The 24,070-nt window shown below is 40.6% G+C and carries 20 protein-coding genes and 2 pseudogenes; 18 read left to right on the top strand and 4 right to left on the bottom strand.

The genetic code is table 11. The features are described from left to right. Positions 1-95 precede the first annotated feature (95 nt). Together NV381_RS37300 and NV381_RS37295 are read right to left on the bottom strand one after the other, a co-directional pair. Positions 96-593: a hypothetical protein gene (locus NV381_RS37300; RefSeq protein WP_258218322.1), complete on the bottom strand. Its 498-nt coding sequence runs from the start codon at positions 591-593 to the stop codon at positions 96-98. 106 nt (positions 594-699) lie between these two features. Next, complete coding sequence (locus tag NV381_RS37295; RefSeq protein WP_258218321.1) at positions 700-1,047, bottom strand: hypothetical protein; 348 nt, start codon at positions 1,045-1,047, stop codon at positions 700-702. A 239-nt stretch (positions 1,048-1,286) separates the two neighbouring features. On the opposite strand from NV381_RS37295, the pseudogene NV381_RS37290 reads away from it, so the two are divergent. From NV381_RS37290 to NV381_RS37255, 8 genes and pseudogenes are all read left to right on the top strand, one after another. Next, positions 1,287-1,465: pseudogene (locus tag NV381_RS37290) on the top strand (IS5/IS1182 family transposase); the annotation flags it as partial. Positions 1,466-1,484: 19 nt separating this feature from the next. Then, the gene (locus tag NV381_RS37285; protein ID WP_258218320.1) at positions 1,485-3,116 is read left to right on the top strand and encodes a hypothetical protein; all 1,632 of its coding nucleotides are present in this window, start codon (positions 1,485-1,487) and stop codon (positions 3,114-3,116) included. A 746-nt stretch (positions 3,117-3,862) separates the two neighbouring features. Then, a complete protein-coding gene (locus NV381_RS37280; RefSeq protein ID WP_258218319.1) occupies positions 3,863-4,039 on the top strand; it encodes a hypothetical protein in 177 nt (58 codons plus the stop codon). Then, a complete protein-coding gene (locus NV381_RS37275; protein ID WP_258218318.1) occupies positions 4,032-4,619 on the top strand; it encodes a zeta toxin family protein in 588 nt (195 codons plus the stop codon). The genes NV381_RS37280 and NV381_RS37275 overlap by 8 nt, the downstream gene beginning before the upstream one ends. A gap of 691 nt (positions 4,620-5,310) precedes the next feature. After that, complete coding sequence (locus NV381_RS37270; RefSeq protein ID WP_258218317.1) at positions 5,311-8,061, top strand: MrcB family domain-containing protein; 2,751 nt, start codon at positions 5,311-5,313, stop codon at positions 8,059-8,061. Beyond that, positions 8,033-10,438 (top strand): restriction endonuclease-like protein, encoded by a 2,406-nt coding sequence (locus NV381_RS37265; protein ID WP_258218316.1) that lies wholly within the window; start codon positions 8,033-8,035, stop codon positions 10,436-10,438. Before NV381_RS37270 ends, NV381_RS37265 begins: the two co-directional genes overlap by 29 nt. Positions 10,439-10,454: 16 nt before the next feature. Continuing rightward, entirely contained in the window at positions 10,455-10,790 is a 336-nt protein-coding gene (locus NV381_RS37260; protein WP_258218315.1) for a nucleotide pyrophosphohydrolase, read from the top strand. A 13-nt stretch (positions 10,791-10,803) separates the two neighbouring features. Beyond that, positions 10,804-12,762, top strand: a complete 1,959-nt coding sequence (locus NV381_RS37255; RefSeq protein ID WP_258218314.1) for a DUF2075 domain-containing protein — start codon at positions 10,804-10,806, stop codon at positions 12,760-12,762. A 187-nt stretch (positions 12,763-12,949) separates the two neighbouring features. Here the strand turns inward: NV381_RS37255 and NV381_RS38585 are convergent. After that, a pseudogene (locus NV381_RS38585) lies at positions 12,950-13,138 on the bottom strand (helix-turn-helix domain-containing protein); the annotation flags it as partial. Positions 13,139-13,344: 206 nt separating this feature from the next. Here NV381_RS38585 and NV381_RS37245 point away from each other — a divergent pair. Next, positions 13,345-13,629, top strand: coding sequence for a hypothetical protein (locus tag NV381_RS37245; protein WP_258218312.1), 285 nt, complete (start codon positions 13,345-13,347; stop codon positions 13,627-13,629). A gap of 251 nt (positions 13,630-13,880) precedes the next feature. On the opposite strand, the gene NV381_RS37240 is transcribed toward NV381_RS37245, so the two are convergent. Then, entirely contained in the window at positions 13,881-14,705 is an 825-nt protein-coding gene (locus tag NV381_RS37240) for an AraC family transcriptional regulator (RefSeq protein WP_258218311.1), read from the bottom strand. Between the two features lie 200 nt (positions 14,706-14,905). Here NV381_RS37240 and NV381_RS37235 point away from each other — a divergent pair, with 200 nt between their 5' ends. The 9 genes from NV381_RS37235 to NV381_RS37195 all read left to right on the top strand — a co-directional run bounded on the left by NV381_RS37235 (position 14,906) and on the right by NV381_RS37195 (position 23,595). Next, complete coding sequence (locus NV381_RS37235) at positions 14,906-15,829, top strand: carbohydrate ABC transporter permease (RefSeq protein ID WP_258218310.1); 924 nt, start codon at positions 14,906-14,908, stop codon at positions 15,827-15,829. A 14-nt stretch (positions 15,830-15,843) separates the two neighbouring features. Next, positions 15,844-16,656, top strand: coding sequence for a carbohydrate ABC transporter permease (locus NV381_RS37230; RefSeq protein ID WP_258218309.1), 813 nt, complete (start codon positions 15,844-15,846; stop codon positions 16,654-16,656). Between the two features lie 31 nt (positions 16,657-16,687). Then, positions 16,688-16,999 (top strand): extracellular solute-binding protein, encoded by a 312-nt coding sequence (locus tag NV381_RS37225; RefSeq protein ID WP_258218308.1) that lies wholly within the window; start codon positions 16,688-16,690, stop codon positions 16,997-16,999. A 69-nt stretch (positions 17,000-17,068) separates the two neighbouring features. After that, positions 17,069-18,085 carry a 3-dehydro-L-gulonate 2-dehydrogenase gene (gene yiaK / locus NV381_RS37220; protein WP_258218307.1) on the top strand — a complete coding sequence of 339 codons (1,017 nt, stop codon included), beginning with the start codon at positions 17,069-17,071 and terminating at the stop codon, positions 18,083-18,085. Positions 18,086-18,105: 20 nt separating this feature from the next. Beyond that, a complete protein-coding gene (locus NV381_RS37215) occupies positions 18,106-18,588 on the top strand; it encodes a YhcH/YjgK/YiaL family protein (RefSeq protein WP_258218306.1) in 483 nt (160 codons plus the stop codon). A 32-nt stretch (positions 18,589-18,620) separates the two neighbouring features. Beyond that, the gene (locus NV381_RS37210; RefSeq protein WP_258218323.1) at positions 18,621-19,637 is read left to right on the top strand and encodes a zinc-binding alcohol dehydrogenase family protein; all 1,017 of its coding nucleotides are present in this window, start codon (positions 18,621-18,623) and stop codon (positions 19,635-19,637) included. Positions 19,638-19,933: 296 nt separating this feature from the next. After that, positions 19,934-20,191 carry a hypothetical protein gene (locus NV381_RS37205; protein WP_258218305.1) on the top strand — a complete coding sequence of 86 codons (258 nt, stop codon included), beginning with the start codon at positions 19,934-19,936 and terminating at the stop codon, positions 20,189-20,191. Further along, complete coding sequence (locus NV381_RS37200) at positions 20,188-20,577, top strand: aspartyl protease family protein (RefSeq protein ID WP_258218304.1); 390 nt, start codon at positions 20,188-20,190, stop codon at positions 20,575-20,577. Before NV381_RS37205 ends, NV381_RS37200 begins: the two co-directional genes overlap by 4 nt. A 312-nt stretch (positions 20,578-20,889) precedes the next feature. Then, on the top strand, positions 20,890-23,595 hold the full coding sequence (locus NV381_RS37195) for a UxaA family hydrolase (RefSeq protein WP_258218303.1): 2,706 nt from the start codon (positions 20,890-20,892) through the stop codon (positions 23,593-23,595). Positions 23,596-24,070 lie beyond the last annotated feature (475 nt).

The following is a 24,070-nucleotide window of genomic DNA, read 5'->3' as shown; positions in this document are numbered from 1 at the left end:
TTCATAGTAGAGCGTCCTCCTGGATGATGGGATTTAAAGGGCTTTGACCCGTTGCGTACTCCCATCGTACCGAGGCGCTTGTTTTTTTGCAAAGCTCAAAAATAACGCTCTACAGGAATGCTAACGTTACTGAAATATCCGTCCCCAATATTTCTGATATACACCTTTTTGTGGACAGGCTTTTTGTCCGCTTCGAGAATGTCCAACTTTAGAACACCGCTGTCTTCAAAGACAACTTCGATACCGATTTCATCAATATGTCTAAAGGAGCCATTTTCGTGGACATACCCTTCTCCACTTAGCACTTTTTCCAGCTTCATTTGGTCAGATACTGCGAGAGTATTATGAAATCCAATTAAAAGCAGGAGGAGTTTTTTTCGGCTCTCTTCCACATTAGATGCAAATGGTTCCGAGTAGTAGCTAAGGATATGCTGGACAAAGGAAGCATTTTTTTTGAAAATTCCTGATTCCTCTTCGATATCCGCAATGGAGAACAGTTCTGTTCCAACTGCAATTTCTTCAATAATGTCTCGATGTAGCACCGAGATGATTTTAGATGCCTTCATCCTTGTAACATCTTTAAGTATTTTCACACGTTTTACCGCATGATCCTCTTCTTCGCTAGAAATTTCCTCTTCCTGTTGTTGATCTTCTGAAAAAACGATTTCTCCATTTACGCATCCTCTGTCATGATCGCCTCTACTCTTTTCTGGGAGCTATAAGAGATCGCTTGTAGAATGCGTCGATGAGAAGCAAGAATTCTTGCCGCACTTTCTTTTCAGTCAAGAGGTTGACTTCGGAAAAAGTCGAAATGATGTGTCTTGTTAGTAGCTCCTTGCTTGAATGGCGTGAAAAATCATCTTCAACGTCTACCATCGTAAACAGACCTGTGCGGACAGTGATTTTGTTAATGGAATCCCTTCCAAGGGCTTTACTGATTATCTCTGCTAAGTCTAGTAATGTATTATCCTTTAATAGCTTCACTATAACCCCGCCTTTATCTGATTCCAATAAGGTCATTATATGGTTAAAACTGCCTACCTTCAATGCATTTTATCTCCAGTGAAGCGTAGAAATGACTGATTGTTGATGAAATCGATAGGTTAGTTTGAATACATCTGGCATTAATCCGCTTAATGTAGGCAAAGTATACCCCTCGAAAAATGAGGAGACTGTACCTTTTTCTTGTATAATTAAATCATCACGAGGAACAGGTGAGAGCCAATTGATACAATAACTGCAATAAATCATAAGTTCATATATTGAGCTCTATAAGTTGTTCCTAAGATAATACGTTGCAACAAATCAATGAGCTTATTGATTTTTCCTTAGTGGGCTACTGTATGGCAATGGAGAAATCTAGTTGACCCGATCAGTATGTTTAAATATTTACTGCTCAAAGTCATTTTTGAGTTGTCTGACGCTGATATCGTCCGATCGCTCCAAATACGATATGCCGTTCAAGTAATAAGGGGGAACTTATTTTGTCAATGGAACCATTATTGCATCCAGAAAATTATACTATCGAAAAATGCAGTGTTGACTTATTACACTATCTTAGGCAATTTAAAATAGAAGATGTATTTCGACTTATTGGTTATTCCTACATACGTTTAAATCATGAAGCAGCTACCTCTAGTGGATATAAGATTTCACCTAAATTAATGGTTAACTTACCGTTCATGTATGCCGAAAACGCATTCAATGGTGTAAAAAGAGTTAGTGACTATGACGCTTCTTTTAACCATTTAGTAGATCTGCTAGAAGACCTTTATTACTGTCATTACAATGAGGCAACTATAGGAGCAAATAAAAATCATTTGCATGAAGACATAGCTTCAAATATGTATATGAACTTCCATTTCAACTTCCCTGATATTTCCATAAGGCAATACTTGGGATTTTTCTGCAAACACGTTGACATACTTGAACACTATTTTGATATGGTTGAATTATCCGGAGATCAGATTATCAGGGGTCTCTTAATAGTGTTGAATTACGAAAGAGCATGTAAAAAATCTTTTATGCTAAGGATGCAAAAAAGGTGGCAAGAAATAAGAGAAAGCCACTGTTTTGTAGATATGCGATTTGATGCACCAATTAGCAATAAGGTGCGAACACATTTTACTACAGATTGCATTCGTATGTTATTAAAAAAATTCGATATTCCGGCAGACACATTTATTGATGCGATGTTCTTTAAAGTGCAGCAAAAAGATGTAATTTCCTTTGAGTATCCAACAAATATATATAAGAAGTACAGAAGTTATTTTGGAATAAGATATGATGAGATGATCTTGCTACCAAGAAATCATTATATTTTAGATCGGTTGTTTAATATTATTGAGGAAAGTGAATTATATATTGATAAAAGAAAAGGAGATTATCTAGAAAATAGAGCATACGAGATTATTTGTAAATTTTTTAGGAAAGAGAACGTTTATAAAAATTTATTTGATGAGAACGGCGATGACCAAGATATAATAGTTTTATATAACGGATATCTTCTATCCATTGAATGTAAAGCAACTAAATTAAAGGAACCTTTTATTAACAAAGAGAAATCAGAAACAAGATTACAGCGAAACTTTAAGCCTTCATTGCAAAAGGCCTATGAACAGTCCGAAAGAATTGCTATACACATGAATAAGGGTACTGCGAAGTTTTACAATTCTCGTAATAGAGAAAAAAGAGAACTAGTTATAGACTTAGCAGCGATCAACGTTACTTCAATTAGAAGCATAGCCGTAACTCTGACTCCTTACCTAAATCTGGGTACAGATATTCATTTAATGCTAAAAAAAGAAGGTGTAATAAAGGAACCTTGGTCGATTGATATATTTTCTTTAGAACAGATACTATTAAAATGCATGCACAATTATAATATAGATTTTTTTATGGGTTTTCTTGAAAATCGTTTGGACTTATATGGTTCCGTTTTTTCAGTATCAGGTGATGAATTAAGTCATTTTGGAAATTACATTAGATATCGTGAGCTATTTAACCTGCGTATTGAAGGGGTTACTACTCATTTAGGACCTGGATATAGGAGTTTTGCAAACGACTTTATAGATTTAGACAACTACATGGTTTTCCGTGATTACTTAGGTATTTAAGCAAGTAATCCTCTCATTTTCAGCGAACTGGTATTATATTACGGAGGTACCTCTATTGAACGATATAACTTTTTTTTGGAAAAGATTCTGGTGTCCTCGAATTACGTCATACCTTATCACGGAGCTTGTAGACGTAAGAGGAAGATGAACTACGAGCCGTAGAAGGACAAAGAGAATCTGAGGCGAGGAAACGGTTTACCTTGAAATGCTTTTTTATATGAGGTCCTATAACGTTAGGACAAACACCTCCGCCTGTGAAGTGCACTCCAATTCGTAGACACAATGAACTGTAGTCCTAATTATGGACATTACAAAAAAGTGTCTATAATGCAATAAGATAGCTTCTGAATTCATCAGGAGTCATCTTTCAACTAACTCTATATTAAAACCAGTATTTCGAAATACTTTCATTGGTGTTTGATGATTTAGATAAGCTTGTACGGCTGCTGCCTCAAATGCAGGTGAAAAGTTAATGAGCTTTTTTGTAAATTGCAAGACATTAGGTTACTTCTAAGATGTTCTAACTCTGATTCAGAATAAAGCTCTTTTTTCTTATTCTAATGTAGTCCTCCTGGTCGAGAATAATTATGGAAATTGTATCAAGTTGAATCGGATAGTAATGAAGATTATTTCATACAGAATCGTGGGTTAAAAATGCTGAGATGGAATCAATGTGTAACGTCGAATCGTTTTGCTGTGTTATAATTTGAGTAAATGTCGATACTGGTGATGGAAAGGTGAAACCCATGGATAAATTCAAAGATCTGGAGAAGCTTATTAAGCTCACAGGAGATCGCGCCAAGCTGGATGCAAAAGCTAACGACACATACATTGTATATAAAACTGCGGAAGGTCAAATTGTAAAAGAATACAACAATGGAGAGATTGTCCCCGTTGCTGATTCGGATGCCTCTCATGCATGAACAGACGCCGATTATGTATATATTTGCCGGTAATAATGGCAGTGGTAAAAGCACCATTCGAAGCCTCATTGTTGATCGACTCGGAATCAGTGTGAACATTGATCCAGATGCCTTGGCACGAGGGATTGATTCTTTGCATCCTGAGAGACGAAAAGTATCTGCAGGCAAAGAGTCTATCAAATTAGCCAGAGATTGTATTCACCATGGGAGAGATTTTTCGGTTGAAACTACATTGGCAGGAGGCAACGCGATTCGTCTTATGCGGGACGCCAAGACCAATAAGTTTGAGACTACGATGTTTTATGTAGGTTTAGGGGATTATCATTTAAACATAGAACGAGTTGCAGCACGAGTTAGAAATGGCGGACATCATATTCCAACTGAGGATATTGTCAGAAGGCATGACACTTCAATTCAGAATTTACTTAACAACTTGCACCTAATCGATCATCTAATTGTCATCGATAACAGCAGCGATAAAGGCGATATGGTGCTTCAGATAAGCCATGGTTCAATTACACATCGCGTGGGTTCAATTCCAGGTTGGGTAGAACAAGTTGAAAAAAGATATTTGAAGTGATTGCAGTCGTACGATATACAGCAAGTGACCCATGTTCCTATTCCCGGCACAACACATGTGGAGTACTGTGTGGTGCTCACAAGAAATTCTTGATTAAAGCCACATTTACCTGTTTTACTGGGGCTCAAGCGTATAGAATGCTTGGGTCCTTAATTTTTTTAGTAGTAGAACGCTCCCGTGTTTCAACCTATGGAAGCATTATAGTATGTGTATATGATCTATTGAATTTAGCACTAATTCAAGTCGGTTTTTCTAAAAATGATGCTCAGAGGATATTTGATTTAATAAATGCTAAGCAAGGAAGTGGGGGGAGGTAAACCTGATTTTGGTATAAATCCAAAAGAACATTTTCTCAGACTTATTGCACGTGAAAACAGCGGGTGATGAAAAGTATGAGGTAGCGAGCGTTTTGACCATCCATGAAACTATGAGAGAGATTTGTTTAACCTTATAAATAAATAGATACTCGCAGGTAGAATTTGTACAATCTTGAAGCCAATAGAGCCAGTTCGAAGAATTCTGAACTGGCTCTATTTTAGTTTATATTTCATGTCTAATTTCTTTTATTTCTACAACTGTTAAAGCTTTAGAAAAGCAGGGGTTTATTGCCTTTTTGTCGAATGGATAAGACATACGTTGACTTTTTATAATAAATTCTTTCAAAATTCCATTCACGAAATAGGTGAAAAATTTGGCTCTCCCTACAGAACTCTCAAATATATTTTCTAATAAACAAAAGTCCTACAAAATGGTGCTAATTTTAGCACTCTTAACTGAGATGCAAGCAACCGGACTGAACGTAGTTACACTAAAGAATTTAAAACAACGCTTCCTCTCGCTACTTCAAGAAAGAGAATCTAACGGACTAACTATCGATCACCCACCTGAGAAGGCAGGAGCCAGTTGGAATAGTATGACTGTGAATAACGTGCAATCTGTCATTGCTACTCCAATTTCAGCACTCTCTTCCATATTGGATCAAAATAATGAAACCATTGGCTTTAAGAAAGATCAATACGAGTCATGGTCCGATGATGTACTAAGAGAACTTTATAACTATGCTCAAACTGAGCTAGAGAACTATTATAATCAGCAAATCAGGGAGGGTTTCTTCCTGAAAGAAGCACTGTCAGATATTCTATCCACTTACATTCAAGCCAAAAGGGAAACCTTTGCTGGACACAGGCTAGGCAATCTTGTCCGTCAAACAATCCCCACCGAACTTAAGAAACTCCCATTCATTCACTCCGAATTAAAGATAACTGGATCTATCGGCCAAGGAAACTGGGCAACCATTCCGTGGATCGCCATCATGGATAAACGAATTACCGAGACAACACGCCAAGGGGAATATCTCGTCTACCTTTTCGCAGAAGATATGAAATCTGTATATCTTACATTTATGCAAGGCGTCACTATTCCCGTTGAAACCAAAGGCAAGCAAGCAGCCTACCAATATTTTAAACAAAAAGTTCAGGAAATACGTGACCTGCTCCCACTGGAGGGGATGGTCAAAGATGACGCCATCTACTTAACATCTGGGGGTCTAGGCCAGGATTATCAAGTATCTACGATCGCTTATTACCGTTATGAGCTGGAACATCTTCCAGAAGACGAACTGCTAATAGCAGACTTAAACAACGCTGTTACTAACTATAACGAATACGTAACTAAGGTACTTAATTCAAATGATGAACTCGAGCAATTGATCAGCTTCAACTATACGATCAGCCATCTATATGCTGGGCAAGGCATTTTAAAGTACTTACATGACCAAGGTTCTAATGCTATCTCTTTAGATGAATTGATCACAAGCCAAGGCACGGTTCTTCTATCTGGAGATGATGTGAAGCAACCAAAGGAGAGAATCAGACATCTGGGACGAGCCTTACAAGATTTAGGCTTACTAACTATCAATGAGAGCCAATTCTCATTAACTGATCTCGGTCAGGAATACGTAAACTATTTTAACGAAAATAAATGGGTTTTAAGTGATACGCAAGTCAGGCTAATTCGCGACCAATTAAATAACGTCGAAGGGCAAACTCCTCTTATTAGAAGCATCAATAAAGCAATCGAACTCTGTATTGAGCTCAACACGTTCACATTAGATGAATTAGCACCTCTCTTTATCGAAGCTTTAGGTATGCTCCAGACTTGGGGAGAAGTTACCCAGAAACAAAGGACTATTTTTATGCTAAACTGGCTAGAGATACTGAAGTTTGTTACGAAATCCGGCCAGCAGTACACTTATATACAATGGGAGGAGACACCTCTTGTGGATTCACTAACAGTAAGTGAACGAGTAGCCACGATCAAAAACTTCATCGCTAGTAAAGGGTTCATGTACCCTAACCATTGGATCGAGAACTTCTTTTTATCCCTAAAAGCAAAGCCATTCGTCATTCTGGCAGGGGTTTCAGGCACGGGGAAAACGAAGCTTGTCAAACTATTTGCAGAGGCAGTAGGAGCAACGGCTAGTAATGGTCAGTTCACTTTGATCCCAGTTCGACCTGATTGGAGTGATCCGTCTGATCTATTGGGCTACAAGGATTTGTCGGGTGCTTTTCGACCAGGGAAGTTAACGGAGGTTATAGTTGAAGCTTCTAGGGTGGGTAACCAGCATAAGCCCTATTTTATTTGCTTGGATGAAATGAATTTGGCTAGGGTTGAGCATTATTTTAGTGATTTATTGAGCGTGCTTGAGACGCAAGAGTGGGATAATCAACGGATCGTAACAACGTCGCTCATACATAGAGACTCTTTGCAAAATGAGTCTGATAAGCAAGTTTACGGCAACCTCCATCTGCCAGACAATGTTTACATGATTGGAACAGTGAACATGGATGAGACGACGCATCCTTTTAGCAAAAAGGTATTAGACCGTGCCAACACAATAGAGTTTAATTACATTGACCTTGGTCAATATCCAACTGGTGATGGCTTAACTGTTAATGAAGGTGCTACTGTTCCTCCAAATTCCTTGTTACGAAGTGAATATCTGCAATTGGTTGATGTTTATCGTGATTATAAGCAGTTAACAGAAGAGACGACTGAGTTATTGGTGAAAATCAATGGGATTTTGGAGCAAATTCATTCGCACGTAGGGTTTAGAATCCGGGATGCGGTATGTTTCTATATGATTTATAATGAGCGGTTTGATCTGCTAAGTAAGGAAGCGGCATTCGATATGCAATTGCTGCAGAAGATTTTGCCTCGTATTCAGGGAAGTCATTCGTCTGTGAAGAAAGCTTTGCTTCAACTGATGCAGGTGGCTCAGGATCGAAGCTTGCCGATTTCGGAATATATGGAAGATGCCTCTAAGGTTTATCTCTCTATGGAGACGTTGGCATCGTCCAAATATCCACAAAGCGCAAGGAAAATCGCCTTCATGCTGCGGAGGTTAGAAGAAGATGGATTTACCTCATACTGGATCTCTTAGTCAAAGTATGGAATTGCTGCGGATCGAGACGAATTTGTTCAATCTCTATATTCAGGGCAAGCCGTTCCATCCGACGGTTGAAATCTTGAACCTCCATCGTAATGGGGATGAGGGGTGGGTAGATGCGCATTTTCACGCTGCGCCGCTAGTTAACTCATTGGTTATTGAGTCTATTTCGATTTTCTCTCATGAGCACAGGGAGATGACGAGTTGGAGTCCGGGTGATGCATGTACGCCGAGTTTTTATGAAACGCAGGCCTACGAACTGGTCATCGAAAAAAAGGCGGATATCGCCTTATCCTTTCACCACGACAATATCCATGTGCGACAGGCAATTAAACCAAAGGGGAAGATAATTTTATCAGGTATTCTTAATTTTCAAAATGAAGTCGGACTCTCTGAGCTTGAGCTTCGGTTGAACGGTGAGGCTATTTTTCGTCTCCAGCTGGAGATCTTCCCATCGAAAATAGATTATAAAAATGACTACCAAATGATTCTTAATGATGTTAACGAACAGATTTATAATCTATCCTTTGATTTTCTGCGTAAAACGTACAATCTGACAGGGTTGAAAGAAACGAATCATCAGAGTTTGACGGAGTATTTTACGATTTTGCAACATGTATTTACGCAGCTTGTGCAGGCTGTTGAGAGGATTAAGCTGTCACCTCATTCGAAACTTCAAAGTGAGAATCGCATGGTAGACGCCGTACGTGTGAAAAGAGCCGGGAAAGAGAACATTGGCTATTTAACTAAGCGTCCTCATTTACTAGTCTCAGATCCTGTGAATGGTGTTATGGAGGTGGGGAGTCAGCGATTTACTCCAACACATGTAATAGAGACTAAACGCCATGTCAATTATGATACGGCTGAGAATTGCTTCGTGAAATGGGTGCTTGTACGGGTTGCACAGAAGCTTAAAGACATTAAAAAACGTTTAGCCCAAAAAAGTCGTACGGAAGATCCAGTGCTTACGAAGAAGCTTAATCTCATGCAAAGTCAGCTACAGCGGCTTTTACAGCTTGATTTTTTGAATGTTGGAGAGATGAAGCAACTGTCTATTTCTCTAGTTTTGCAAATGGCATCGGGTTACCGGGAAGTATATCGTTATTATTTAATGCTATTAAAAGGTTTGTCGATCCAGAATGATCTGTTCCGTTTATCGATGAAAGATTTGGCGCAGCTCTATGAATACTGGTGTTTTTTGAAGATTCATCATCTTTTAAGCAAGAAGTATGAATTGCTCAAACAGGACATTATTAAAATCAATCGCAGTGGACTGTTCGTCACACTGGATAAATCGCAGCAGGCCAAGATGGTTTATAAAAACCCGGTGAACGGGGAGGTTTTTACGTTATTTTACAATGCGTTGCCGAAGGGTGACCGGAGTCCAACGCTGGCTCAGCGTCCAGATAATGTCCTGACTTTGAAGAAGAATGATGCCGCGGCAGAGTACAAATATATTTTTGACGCTAAATATCGGATTAATCCTGCTTATGAGGGGACACCCTACTTCGAGCGGTATCGGATGCCTGGGCCAGAAGAAGATGATATTAATACGATGCATCGTTATCGGGATGCGATTGTGTATTCAGAGGGACAGGGCAAAGATTACGAACGGAGCATGTTTGGGGCGTATGTGTTGTTTCCTTATCATGATGAGGAGCGATTTCAGCAGCATAAGTTTTATAAGAGCGTTGAGCTCATTAATATTGGGGCTTTTCCCTTTTTGCCGAATTCAACGAGCTTGATGGAGAAGTTCTTAGACGAGATTATCATGGATAGTCCGGAGAAAGCCTATGAGCGGACGACGAGACCGCGAGGGACGAAGGAGTATTACGGGAACAAATTGTCTGGGAAAAATGTGTTGATCGGGGCACTGAGTAAGAAGCCGCAATTGGAGGCTGCGCTGGAGCATGGCTTTTATCATACGCCGTTAAGGAATATTACGGATCATAAGGTGCTTACGAGATTGGAATTTGTCGCTTTGTATCAGTCGATTCGTTTATTTGGTACGGAGGAAGCGGGTATTTCCTGGTATGGAAAAGTGAAGGATTGGAAGGTTGTTCCACGTTCTGCGATAACAGCCATCCCCTCCAGTAGAGGTGCTACGGATGAGCTTTATGTGGTATTTGAGGTGGATGAATGGGTCAAAAGAGAGACAGCGATCGTTCCCGCTGGGCATGGGATTTATCGGATTTTGTATACGACGGATTATATGTTTAATAGGGCTAAGGAAGTTTCTGAACTTCGTTTGGAATCGGAAGAGGAACTGCAGGATTGGCGGGAGAAACGGCGTGCGGGTAAGGTGAAGGTTACGCTGGATCGAGAGCATTTGGATTTGGGTAGTAGGGTTTTGGGGATTGGGTTGGAGTAGAATGGAGGGCTAATAGATGGATTCTATTATAAAGAAAATCATTGAGTTTCGAGATGAGCGGGATTGGAAACAGTTCCATAACCCGAAGGATCTTGCTATTTCCTTAACATTAGAAGCAAGCGAATTGCTGGAGAATTTTCAGTGGAAAGATAGCTCTGAGGCAATCAAACAGAATATGGAACAGATTAAAGATGAATTAGCCGATGTATTGATTTATTCACTCATGATTGCCCATGATTTAGAAATTGATATTGAATCTGCCATTTTAAGTAAAATTGAAAAAAATGCTAAGAAATACCCCATAGATCGATTTAAGGGTACATCGAAGAAGTATTCTGAGGAACGAGAATAGAGGGTAGTCATCTATGATTATTTATGAAGCAACCAAAGAAGAGTTCATGGATCATGTAACTGAAGATAGTATTGCGGTTAAGATTTATGAGTCAATGGTAAAAAAAATGGGCCGCACGTCTGCAAGTGAAATCAATTCGTGGAATAACTCGATGAATTACATGTATAAGGTGCTCAATACTTGCCAGATCCCAAATGATATTACAATTGCTATTGAATATAAGGTGCCGGCCAATGGGAGAAGAATAGACTTTATTTTGACTGGATTAGATGAAAATATTCAGAACTCTGTTGTTATCATTGAATTAAAGCAATGGCAGCATATAAGCGTTGTTGAACATAAGGATGGTGTGGTAGAAACTTTTATTGGACGTGGATTGAGGGAAATGACTCATCCATCCTATCAGGCTTTGACTTATGCAAACTTAATTACAGAATATAATGAGACGGTTAGAAATGAACAAATATTCTTATATCCCTGTGCCTATTTGCATAACTATATACAAACTAACAATGACCCCTTAACTGATGTACTCTATGAGAAATATTTAACTGAAGCACCTGTTTTTACTAAAGGAGATGCTTTAAAGCTAAGAGGGTTTATCTCTACATATATTAAGAAAACAGATCATAAAAAACTTTTATATCTCATTGAGCATGGAAAAATAAAGCCCTCAAAATCGCTACAAGATGCCTTGTTAGGAATGTTAGCGGGTAATGAGGAGTTTATGATGATTGATGAACAGAAAATTGTGTACGAAACTGCTATTCATATGGCTATGAAAGCTCACACCTCCGATAAAAAGCAAGTGCTTATTGTTGAGGGGGGACCTGGAACAGGGAAATCAGTACTAGGAATAAATCTTCTAGTTAAGCTAACCTCTAAGGATCTTCTGTGCCAGTATGTGACCAAGAACAGCGCCCCAAGAGAAGTATATACAAAAAAACTTCAGAAGAATCATAAAAAGGCATTCATCACCAATATGTTTAAGGGATCAGGCGTCTTCTATGAGTCGATAAATAATGAGTTAGATGTATTAATCGTAGATGAAGCTCATCGATTGAACGAGAAGTCGGGATTATTCAAAAATAAAGGCGAGAATCAAATGAAGGAAATTATTCATGCTTCCAAGTTCTCTGTTTTTTTCATTGATGAGTATCAAAAAATTGCAATGCATGATGTTGGAAATAAAGAGCAGATTAAGAATTACGCCATGCAGTTTGGTGCTGAGATTGTTGAAATGGAACTAGAATCACAATTTCGATGCAATGGTTCAGATGGGTATCTGGCCTGGTTAGATGATGTATTGGGTATACGAGAAACTGCTAATTACGAGGGATTTGACATTGAATATGATTTTCAAATATTCGATGATCCTAACGAGCTTAGACGACAAATTTTTGAAAAAAATCGAATTGATAATAAAGCCAGAATGGTTGCAGGGTATTGCTGGGATTGGAAGTCAGATGGGAAGAGCAATGGCAGCATTCATGATATTTCAATTGAAGAACATAATTTTCAAATGAGTTGGAACTTGGATAACACAACTACTTGGGCAATTGATCCGGATTCGGTTGAACAAGCGGGTTGCATTCATACTTCACAGGGACTTGAATTTAACTATGTTGGTGTCATTATAGGTGAGGATTTGCGATATCTGAAAGGAGAACTAATAACCGATCCATTTAAAAGAGCTAAAACGGATAAGTCACTCTCTGGTTTTAAAAAGATGCATAAGGAAGATAGGCATAAAGCATTAAAGATTGCTGATCAAATTATTAAGAATACGTACCGCACTTTAATGACTAGAGGACAAAAGGGTTGTTATGTTTATTGTGTAGATCCTGATTTGAAAGAGTACCTTACTCGGAGAATACAGAAAAAGCAGGAGTTTGTTTACATGCCTTACTCGAATAGTACGTTACTTGCTGCGGAGCAAGCGGCAGCTTATCAAATAAATAGTTATGAGTAGAAGCAATAAAAAAACACCTAGATTTAGGTGTTTTTTATTGCTTTTTCTTCAAACTCAACTCATATGTACGAAGCAAGTGGAGACTTTCTCTTAGAAAATTGCTCTCTTCCTCAGTGAGTATTTCTTTGTCCTCACCGAAGAATGCCACATTAGCCGATTCTTTATTGATATCACCCAATATCCAGTCTCTTCCAATAAGGTTATCTAAACTTACTTCGAAAAAGTCAGCCAGGGCAATAAGTGTATTAAAGTCTGGTTCTCGGGTGCCTTGTTCGTAATTAGCGATCTGCCCTCGGGATAATTTCATCCGCGCTGCTAGCTCATATTGGCTAATTCCTTTGTTGTTTCTGAGTTCCGCTAATCGTTTACCGAACAATTTCAATCACCTCACAATCCATTATAAGGAACAGGAATCTGTTGGTACTATAATGGACACGATAAGTTTCTTTTATGCTTGACTTGTCACTATAAAGAATATATATTTAAATAGGAAGGACACAAATTGTTTCTTAATTTGAGTTTTCATTCTTTTATAAAGACACGATAAGTTTCCGATCTTGGCATTAGTATCTAAGGTATTAATTGGAGGCGAGCGCTATTAACGATGTTGGTTTAAAATACGGAGAATTCGTAGCAGAAGAAAATGTCCTCATCCAAAGAGTCGAAGTATGCAGAAAGATTATCGAAGTTATTTTAAAGTATCTCTCAGAACAGGCAGATGCTATTCATATTCTAACAGCAGAAGATATAGTAACATCCATTCACACTATGCACCAAGACTTAGAGATAGAATTACTTCATGTCAGACTAGAAAAGAGTTTATTGGAAAATAAAATTAGCATTTTGCAAGCTGACGGCAATATTTAAGGTGGGCATCTCTTATTGTCACAATTTTTAGGAGTAGATGTTGCGGAATTATTTGGCGACAGCAGCCTATAATCAGCAAATAAGTTCACCCATGTACCACAAAGTCTGCCACTGAGCACTTTACCGCTAAGCCGACCAATTTTCAGGCATTTGTCCTGATTCTCGCTCGGCTTTTTTTCTCGCTCTTTTTCCCAGGCATCACTCGACTCAATGCTCCGAATCCTTTGATCTATCAGGCTTTCCCACCAATTCTAAACATCCCCCGAAATATACTGCGTCGGACTCATTCCCTCACGTTTTTTAAAACACTTGCTGAAGTAAAAAACATCGTTAAAACCAACCTTTTCTGCCGCCTCGGTAACGGAGTACCCGTCTCTTAACAGGTCTTTTGCTTTGCGCAGCCGGATATCTACAAGATAGTTAATTGGAGCCGTTCCGGTTACTTCCTTAAAGATACTTCCAAGATACGATGGACTTATCCCTATTTGATGTGCAATTTCTTGCAGTGTTAATGGGTTCGGGAAATATTCCGTCATATAATTGATCACTTTCTCGACTTTGCGTACCTTATCATAGTTAAAATTACTGCCGCATTTCCACTGTAGAAGCAAAGAGAGCATCTCTAGAAAAATAGCTCTTCCTCGAAGAGTTTTATTGTGGTTTCCTGATAACCAAGTTCTTGTGAAGTTGGCAAACAAATCCAAGAGCCGCGAAAAAAGGAAATCGTCGTTAATTTTTTCAACCCTTGAAAAGGGAAGATTGACATTCAGAAATTCCCATTCGTTATTGGTCAAAGTTGGGCAGGTGTACAGAAAATCCACTGTGAAGCATTTCATTAGACGGTCAGGGAAAGTATGTCCTAACCGAAAATCACTAGGCTTATAATACACCAGATCACCTCTGGAAACCCTAAATGTTTGATCGTTGCAAGTGAATTCGGCCTCTCCGTCGTAAACCAGAATAAGATTATGTTTATCATGAATTTTAGGCCCCTGAAACTGCCAGTTTGGTGTACATCTTCGATCGGCTACGTATGCAAACTGTGGAAACATGTTTTCCCATACAGAAAGTTCCATTAGATTACCTGCTTTATAATAGTGATATAGTACAAATACAATTATATAATATATTCTGATTACGATCCAAATACCATATAATCGATTCAAAGATGAACAGTATTCAAGTCGAAGAAAGTCGATTCAAGAAAGCGTTTACTAATCACATGTAATGGTTTCGAATCGGTAACTTAATTCAGGTTAGCTAGGGGAGAAAGCATATGCAACAAAATAAGACAATGTCCGCATCTAATAGGGCGCTTGGTAAAGGAAGTATATTGACCTGGCTGGACGAGAGAATTCGCTTTATTTTATTAATTCCAGCTTTCACTATTATGGTTTTGATTTTCTTTTATCCTGTTGGGTATACGTTCTATCTCAGTTTTCACGACTGGACATTTTTTACGTTAACCGACCCGCCATTTATTGGCTTGCAGCACATCCTGGATGTATTTCAAGATAAGAGCTTCTATATGTCAATGTTTCGCACAGCGTTGTATGTGGGAGTTGGCGTCTTCTTGCAGCTGTTTTTCGGTTTCACTCTGGCTTTAGCAGTAAATCGTATGAAGATAGGGCATGGAGTTGCAACCACCTTACTGGTCCTGCCCATGATGGTCACGCCGGTTGTTGTAGGATTAATGTGGAAATTCATCTTTGATTATAATTTTGGTGTTTTTAATTATATGTTAACGTTGTTGGGCTTTGAAAAGCTGGCGCTCTTGAGCTCGAATTCGCTCGCCCTCCCGTCTATCATTATGGTGGATACTTGGCAATGGACTTCTTTCATGTTCATTACTTTACTCGCCGGATTGAAATCGCTTCCAAACGAGCCTTTTGAAGCGGCAAAAATGGACGGAGCTACCGCATGGCAAACGTTCTGTCATGTAACGCTGCCATTAATGAAGAGGATCATAATCGTTTCGTTAGTTCTGCGGACGGCCGGGTCGATCAAAGTGTTCGATCAGATATTTGTTTTGACCGGAGGCGGACCTGGTACTGCAACGGAAACAACCTCCATTCTTTTGCATAGAAAAGCATTTGTCGATTTTGACTTTGGATATGGAGCTGCATTAGCGATCGTATTAACGGTCATTGTCGGGATTATATGTTGGTTTGCCATCCGATCCTTGTATTCGGAAAAATAAGAGAGGGGAAGCTCATGCTTCGCAAAAATGGATGGGTATACGGATATGTCGGCATAGCTTTGATCATATTTTTATTCCCGATATTCTGGGTGATGTTTACTTCAATTAAAACTCCGGTACAGGCCTTTCAAATCCCGCCTGTCTGGATGTTTCAACCCACATTTGAAAGCTACTTGATCGTATTTAGCAAACAACCGTTTATCTACTATTTTATGAATTCGCTGATAGTTACCGTAATGTCAACGGTGCTTTCGCTTACTGTAGGTACATTAGCAGGTTACAGTCTTGCCCGATTCCAGATAAAGGGTCAGAAGTGGATCAGCTTCACAGTGTTCTTTACTAAGATGTTTCCGCCTATCGTTCTGGTTGTTCCATTCTTCGTCATATTTCGCCAATTTGGAGGAACTGATAATTTATTTACACTCACTTTGGCCTACACATCATTTAATTTGCCCTTTGTTATCTGGCTGATGTGGGGTTTTCTGAAAGAACTTCCTGAAAGTTTGGAGGAGGCAGCGTCCATTGACGGGACTTCACGTTTTGGCGCCATGTGGAGGATTATGCTGCCGCTAGCGAAACCTGGTTTCGCTGTATCCGCTATATTTTCAGCAATGAATTCTTGGAACGAGTTTTTATTCGCCTTAAATTTAACAGGTACACATGCTAAAACACTACCGGTCATGGCAGCCAATTTTGTCACGCAGGAAGCTATTCTTTGGGGACCCGTTACCGCTACAGGCACAATGCTGATGATTCCGTTGTTTATTTTCACACTTCTTATCCAAAAGCATTTGGTTAAAGGGCTTACGATGGGTGCTGTGAAATGATCATATATTATTCTTTAAAGGGGGCATTGCAATGTGGAAAAAAATGATGCTTGGAGCTTCAACAATTGTACTCATTACTGCCGGATGTGCGCCATCGCCGGGTCAGCTTTCAACATCTGCAACAACAAGCGGTCAAGCCGCCGCGAAGGGGGAGACGATTACAGTTGTTGCACAGTCGGGCGTTTTGTACAACTCATTGAACAAATTGGGGCCTGACTTTGAAAAAGAAACGGGTATCAAAGTAAACGTTCAGGAAATAGGGCGCGATGCCTACCTGCAAAAGGTATCTACCCAACTGCTCGGAAAAGATGAAGGCCTTGACGTAGCATTAAGGATATTATAAAAAATAAGCTGGAAATGAAAAGCATGCGGGATTTTGTGCGCATGTCTTTTTTAGAAGGAGAGTTGGAATATGAAAAGAGTGCCTTTTGAAACAATGAAAGATGAGATCGTGCGGGTACTGCTAAAAAAAGGGTTTACCACAAACCGCGCAGAGGAATGCGCTGTATTATTTGCAGAAGCAAGTCTGGAAGGCGTTTATTCCCATGGTTTAAACCGGGTTCCCCGTTTTGTGGATTATATTGAAAAAGGCTTGGTCGATATTCATGCGATTCCTACAAAAATAGATAGTTACGGGATGATGGAAAGATATGATGGAAACCTCGGCGCAGGCAATTTAAACGCAAAATTTTGCATGCAGCGTGCCATCGAAATGGCCCATGAAAATGGGGTCGGTATCGTAACGATTAGAAATACGAACCATTGGATGCGCGGAGGCAGTTATGGTTGGCAGGCTGCTGATGCTGGATGCATAGGAATGTGCTGGACGAATACGGAATCATGTATGCCTCCATGGGGAGCAAAAGAAACAAAAATTGGGAATAACCCCTTTGTTTTAGCGGTTCCGAGAGAATCAGGCAACATTGTATTAGATATGGCTATGTCTCAGTTTTCTTATGGAAAATTAGAGGTGACAAGATTGAAAAATGAACTTTTACCCGTAGATGGCGGGTTTGATAGCGATGGGCAATTGACTAGAGATCCATCAGCGATTGAGAAATCGATGCGTATTTTACCTACTGGATATTGGAAGGGCTCGGGGCTATCCATTTTATTGGATTTAATAGCTGCACTGCTATCTGGGGGATTATCTACCCGCAAAATGGATGAGTTAAAACCTCAGCCCGGGATTTCCGGTTATGGAGGTTCTCAAGTATTTATTGCCATGGACCCATCTGTCATATCAGGTGAATTATTTTGCGAAAATACGGTCAACGAGGCAGTAGAGTATTTACATCAGGCAGAACCTGCTGAAATAGATGGAAAGGTTACTTTTCCAGGAGAACGCACAGTCGAAACAAGAAAAGCGAACTTGGAAAAAGGGATACCTGTTGATGAAAAAATCTGGCAGACCGTATTAGATCTGTAAAAGAAAAGAGGAGGTTCAGCATGATCTTCGGAGACTTAATGAGTTGGGCAGAGGAAAGAAACGCATTCCCACCCGTTCTTCAAAAAGCACTAGAGTACATCAAAAACACGGAGTTGGTTCAACTAACTGCAGGGAAGTATGAAATCGATGGAGATGATTTGTTTGCTGTCGTTCAAGAAATAAGTACAGTGGTTAAATCTGAGAGAAGAGCTGAATGTCACTCCAAGTACATCGATGTTCAGTACCTGATTAGCGGCGATGAGGAGATTATCGGTTTCGCTAGGGAATCGAGAGAAAACGTCATCGTCGAAAACGAACTGGAAACTAAAGATTACGCGCTATATGAAGAAATAAACGGGGAAATGGATCTGGTGTTATATCCTGGGATGTTTGCTATATTTTTTCCTTCCGATTTGCATAGACCCGGTTGCAGTAGAAATGGTGGTACAAATATAAAAAAAGTAGTTGTGAAAGTGAATAAAGATTTGTTAATTCCAAATTAATCTCGGCAAAATGGCGGAGAGGGATGAATGCTGTGAAAGCGGTACAAGTTATAAAACCGGGTGAAATCAAGATTATTGAGAAAGAAAAGCCGCAAATCCATAATGGGAATGAAGTACTTATGAAAGTGAAAATGGTAGGGATTTGCGGCTCGGATATGCATATTTACCACGGGACCTCCCCTGTTGCTACTTACCCGCGAATCATTGGCCACGAAGTGACGGGTGAAATTGTAGAAGTAGGAGCGAAAGTTGAGCGTATTTCTGTAGGAGATAAGGTTGTGTTGGAACCGATACAGACTTGCGGAAATTGTTATGCCTGTAATTCTGGACGAAAAAATGTATGTGAACATTTACAGGTATACGGAGTCCATTTGGACGGGGGTTATCAGGAATATGTAGTGCTTCCGGAAAAAAACGTTCATAAAATTGCAGGGGACCTGGATTGGCAGACAGGGGTTCTGGTTGAACCCTTTACAATCGGAGCTCAGGCGGTATGGCGCGGAGATGTGCGAAAAGGCGATACCGTATTTATTATGGGTGCCGGACCCATAGGCATATGTGCCTTGCAGATAGCTAAAATTCAAGGTGCCATCTGCATTATTTCCGATTTAAGTGATGCCAAACTCGCTTATGCTCTGGAATTGGGAGCAGATTATGCGCTCAATGCTGCCAAGGACGATATCCGCAAGGAACTTTTCGCCCTTACTGGAGGATTGGGCCCGAACGTAACCATTGATGCAGTATGTACGATAAAGACGTTTGAACAGGCAGTGGAATATACCTCCGTAGCAGGTCGCGTTGTGGTACTTGGATTCGGTGATACTCCGTCACAGATTGCTCAGCTGCCGATTACGAAGAAAGAATTGACTATCGCGGGCTCTCGCTTACAGTCAGATAAGTTTTCTGAAGTGATTACCTTATTTAATGATAGGAAAATAGATACGAAATCTTTCGTTACGCATCGCTTCCGAATGGAAGAAATTCATCAAGCGGTTGAACTCATTGAGACTCATCCGAACGATGTGAGAAAGGTCATTTTGGAGGTATAGCTAACTAGCTTTAATTAGGAACTTGGCGGAATAAACGATGAGAAGGGTATTTAGATGGTATGACTAAGGTAATGATACGGTTACGCTTCAACGAATAAGGCAAATTCCCGGGCTCTGATCGGAGCAGCAACGGATAGTAACAATTTGAAGGGAATGACCGCGAATATTCAGTATGGCGGTCATTTTCATTTTGTATTATAGCTTCATGGTTCCATGTGGAAATGGGATAAAGCGGTTATGGAATAATAATTGTATGTTATAATAAATAAAACTGCTATTGAAAGGGGATATGTGATATGAAATGGTCTGAAATTCGTAGCCATTACCCCAGTCGATTTGTTTTAGTTGAAGCAATTAAAGCGGTATCAAAAAATCGCTTACGTACGATTGAAGAAATGACAGTTGTAGAAGAATATGATAACCCAATGAATGCTTGGGAAGGTTATAAGCTTCATCATAAGGAAAATCCTGCGCGTGAATTTTATGTCTTTCATACCAGTAAGCAAGAAATTGAAGTTATTGAGGAATACTTTACAGGAATTCGAAAGTCATGATGGAACTTAGACTTGAGAATGGTCTTCCGATAATTACATTTTCGTTAACCTACCACGAACAAACAATTAATATGAGCAATGTGTTGTTTGATACAGGATGTGCCTCAACAATTTTTGATACAGACTTAGTGGCGAACATCGGGTTATACCTCGACATGATAAATGGGACTGCTAAAAGAATGTATGGTGTCGGCGGTGCAAGTGAGTTATGTTATGAACAAATGGTAGAAAGTTTGCAAATTGGAACCATAATTCTACCCTCGTTTAAACTTCAATTAGGAATGACAAGAGAACCATATGGTTTTGATGGAATATTAGGTATAGATTTTATGACCACAGTTGGTATAAGGGTCGACTTCAAAAAAATGAGTATTGGATATGATTAGACCCTGTCTTTAGGATAGGGTTGTTTTTTTGAATTAGGACCTATACATGGAAATAAGCCCCATAAATAAGGGTGGCGTTTTTATTCCCTTTTCAATATAACGAACCTTCCCATGTGCTGAAAATGCCATCCAATTACTTCAATTTATGATACAATATGTGCATGAACATGTGTTGAAGGCAAGCTTCGCTTTCGACTTTTTGCAATCGGTTTCAATTCTTCCTGTCGGTGATCGGTATGCTCTTTAAAGATCGGTACGGCTACGGATTTATATTTAGCTCAAGCGAAATCTAAAATAAGGAGTTTGAAATCTATGAACGTATCTTACCGCTTTGACGAAGTCGGTAGACTTCCCTTACCCGGAGATAATGTCGCTGTTGCCACTCGCCAACTGGACGCTGGCACCATCATTTACTATCAAGACCAAACCCTGACCTTGGATTACACCGTTATGGAGGGCCATCGTTTTGCGGTGAAGGCGATTGCCCCTGGTGAAGCCTTACTGTCCTGGGAATTACCCTTTGGTGTAGCGCTGCAATCCATTCAGCCCGGTAGTTATGTAATTAACAAGTCTGTGTTAGACGCGCTTAGTGTGCGTTCGTTAAAATTCTCGCTGCCGGTGACGCCCAATTTTGCAGACCAAGTTAATCCATATGTTCTCGACGAGGGGAATTTTCAACCGGCTCCAGCATTGCCAGCTTACCCGGATACGCGCACCTTCCTGGGTTATCGGCGCAGCGAAGCTCGCGGCGTTGGCACTCGCAACACGATTGTCCTGTTAGGCACAACTTCACGCACAGGGAGCTATGTCAAGCAGCTTGCAGCTCGTCTGCAAGGCGAACTGCAGAACTATCCCCAAGTCGAGGGCATTGTTCCCGTGGCGCATACTGAGGGAGGCACCGAACAGCCTAATAACCTAGAGCTATTGCTGCGCACGTTAGCCGGATTTGTCGTTAATCCCAACGTGGGTGCGGTCTTAATAGTAGACTATGGGATTGAATCCGTGACCAACGAGATGGTAGAAGCATATTTACGCGAACACAATTATCCAATAGATGAAGTGGTGCATCGGTTCTTATCAATTAAAGGCGGCTTTCAAGATAATCTGACCATTGGGGAAGCTATTGTGCGTGATTGGTTACCAATAGTAAATGCCATGGAACGGACCCCGGAATCTATTAGCAATTTAAAGATTGGACTACAATGTGGAGGCTCAGATGCCTTTTCTGGCATTTCCGCTAATCCGCTGCTCGGTTGGATTGCGCAGGAATTGATACGCTACGGCGGCGCTGCCAGTTTGGCTGAAACCGATGAATTAATTGGCGCAGAGCCTTATGTCTTGCAGAAGGTGCGCGACGTGGAAACCGCCCGTAAATTTTTAACGCTTGTAGAAGAATTCAGGGAGCGTACGGCTTGGCATGGCTCTAACGCTGAAGGAAATCCATCGGGTGGTAATAAATATCGCGGCCTTTATAACATTTACCTTAAATCCATTGGTGCTGCCCGCAAGAAAGACCCGGCCACTCGCCTTGACTATGCCATTGAATACGGCGGGTTGATGAAAGACCCCGGATATTATTTTATGGATAGCCCCGGTAATGACCTCGAGAGCATTGCCGGGCAGGTGGCTTCAGGTTGCAACCTGATATTTTTTACGACAGGTAACGGCTCGATCACCAACTTTCCTTTTGTGCCGACGGTCAAGGTGGTGACAACGACGCGTCGCTTCCAATTGCTAGCCAATGATATGGATATCAACGCCGGTGAGTACCTGGAGGGCGTATCCATGGATGAGTTGGGCAAGCAAGCCTTTGAACATTCTATACAAATAGCCTCCGGTCAGCGCAGTGTCGGTGAGAAAGCTGGCCACTCACAGGTGCAGATCTGGCGCAACTGGCAGCAAACGGATGCGAGCCAACTGGATACCTTGCTCAATGTGTCTCTACCGACAGGGGAACCTATTGCAATTCGAACGGATATAGCCGCGACCGCCGACCAGATCCGATTTACATTCACTCGTCACCAAGACCGTCTGGCCAGTGATAACATTGGATTAATCCTGCCCACCAGTCTATGTGCAGGTCAGGTGGCGAATATGATTTCATTGCGGTTGAATAAACAGGGGATGGGCCAACCGGGACATCTCTCGCGTTTTGTGGCCTTGGCTCACACGGAAGGATGCGGGAATTCGGGTGGTCAACCCGAGCAGTTGTATGCCCGAACAATGATTGGTTATGTTACCCATCCGCTAGTCAAGCATTGTCTGCTGCTGGAACATGGCTGTGAGAAAACCCACAATGACTTTATGCGCCACGAGATGGAGGAGATGGGGGTTGATCCGAGTCGTCTTGGTTTTGCTAGTATTCAACTTGATGGCGGGATTAATAAGGTAACTCAGAAGGTGGAAGAGTGGTTTGCTGATCAATTGTCTGCAACTGGGCCAATTACGAAAGAGACTGCCGGACTAGAAGCGTTGCGTGTTGGGATTTTAAGTGATGGTTCAGTTACTGACGCTGCGAGTGAACAACTGGCGATTTTGACAAAAATGATTGTCGGCGCAGGCGGTATGGTGGTTGTTCCCGAGAACAGCGGGCTGCTTTCAACGTCTTCTTATAGTGAAGATTTATTGACTACATCCAATGTTAAGCCGTCATTGGCTTATGGGGAACATGCTCTCCAAACCGGTTTTCACATCATGGAAACACCAACCGAGCATTGGGTAGAGACGGTCACGGGCTTAGCAGCCACGGGAGTGGAGTTGATTATAGCGCTGGTCCATCGTCGCCCTATGCAGACGCATCCGTTCGTGCCTATGCTTCAAGTGGCATCGGACCCGTCTATGCAGCAAACTTATGCTAATGATTTGGATCTGCTGCTCACCGGAAATCCCACTGCTTGGACCGATCAGATTCTAGAGAGTTGTAAGCAAGTCATTGAGCATAGCTATACTCCACGGCTCTATCAACAGGGTAACGTTGATTTTCAACTAACACGCGGATTTTTGGGCGTTTCGTTGTGATCGGGATGTAAGCTGAGGTTCATTCTGGCTTCAGATGAAAGTCAGTTTTGCTGAAGTCCTCAATGTGGCATACAAAATTAATACTTCATATGTGAATCGAAATAAACTGTGTAAAAGGGGCCGTCTCAAAAGTAGATAATCTCGTTTGAGAGACAGCTCGATACCGTGTTTTTCGATTTCTATAAGAACAGGAGTGAGCGGGAGGGAATATTTCTGCTCGCTCCTTTTTTATAATATCGGACTTTATATGTTTTCAGCGGAGCTGAAGAAGTCTGATATTGCAAGAAAAGCTACCGCTAAGACACGAATGTCTCTTCATCGAAAGGGCTTCGAATAGAAGCTTTTCTTAAGATAATAGAAAGTATAAATTTTTGGAGTTCCCCCACATTCAAAATATTGATAAATTAGTGATATGAAACAGGACATCTTACATCGGATATTTTTTGACGAACATAAGCATTGGGAAGCGTTCGTA

This window comes from Paenibacillus radicis (ex Xue et al. 2023), assembly GCF_024722015.1.
In the GTDB taxonomy this organism is placed as follows: Bacteria; Bacillota; Bacilli; order Paenibacillales; family NBRC-103111; genus Paenibacillus_S.
Note: the sequence above shows the minus strand (reverse complement) of the source record. Positions and strands in the feature narration are given on the sequence as shown.

What these genes read in the sequence shown, in the direction of transcription:
- NV381_RS37240 (WP_258218311.1), bottom strand. Translation starts at nt 14,705, where the DNA reads ATGGAACTTTCTGTATGGGAAAACATGTTTCCACAGTTTGCATACGTA.
- NV381_RS37230 (WP_258218309.1), top strand. Translation starts at nt 15,844, where the DNA reads ATGCTTCGCAAAAATGGATGGGTATACGGATATGTCGGCATAGCTTTG.
- NV381_RS37200 (WP_258218304.1), top strand. Translation starts at nt 20,188, where the DNA reads ATGATGGAACTTAGACTTGAGAATGGTCTTCCGATAATTACATTTTCG.
- NV381_RS37205 (WP_258218305.1), top strand. Translation starts at nt 19,934, where the DNA reads ATGAAATGGTCTGAAATTCGTAGCCATTACCCCAGTCGATTTGTTTTA.
- NV381_RS37215 (WP_258218306.1), top strand. Translation starts at nt 18,106, where the DNA reads ATGATCTTCGGAGACTTAATGAGTTGGGCAGAGGAAAGAAACGCATTC.
- NV381_RS37235 (WP_258218310.1), top strand. Translation starts at nt 14,906, where the DNA reads ATGCAACAAAATAAGACAATGTCCGCATCTAATAGGGCGCTTGGTAAA.
- yiaK (WP_258218307.1), top strand. Translation starts at nt 17,069, where the DNA reads ATGAAAAGAGTGCCTTTTGAAACAATGAAAGATGAGATCGTGCGGGTA.
- NV381_RS37275 (WP_258218318.1), top strand. Translation starts at nt 4,032, where the DNA reads ATGCATGAACAGACGCCGATTATGTATATATTTGCCGGTAATAATGGC.
- NV381_RS37260 (WP_258218315.1), top strand. Translation starts at nt 10,455, where the DNA reads ATGGATTCTATTATAAAGAAAATCATTGAGTTTCGAGATGAGCGGGAT.
- NV381_RS37255 (WP_258218314.1), top strand. Translation starts at nt 10,804, where the DNA reads ATGATTATTTATGAAGCAACCAAAGAAGAGTTCATGGATCATGTAACT.
- NV381_RS37280 (WP_258218319.1), top strand. Translation starts at nt 3,863, where the DNA reads ATGGATAAATTCAAAGATCTGGAGAAGCTTATTAAGCTCACAGGAGAT.
- NV381_RS37225 (WP_258218308.1), top strand. Translation starts at nt 16,688, where the DNA reads ATGTGGAAAAAAATGATGCTTGGAGCTTCAACAATTGTACTCATTACT.
- NV381_RS37265 (WP_258218316.1), top strand. Translation starts at nt 8,033, where the DNA reads ATGGATTTACCTCATACTGGATCTCTTAGTCAAAGTATGGAATTGCTG.
- NV381_RS37195 (WP_258218303.1), top strand. Translation starts at nt 20,890, where the DNA reads ATGAACGTATCTTACCGCTTTGACGAAGTCGGTAGACTTCCCTTACCC.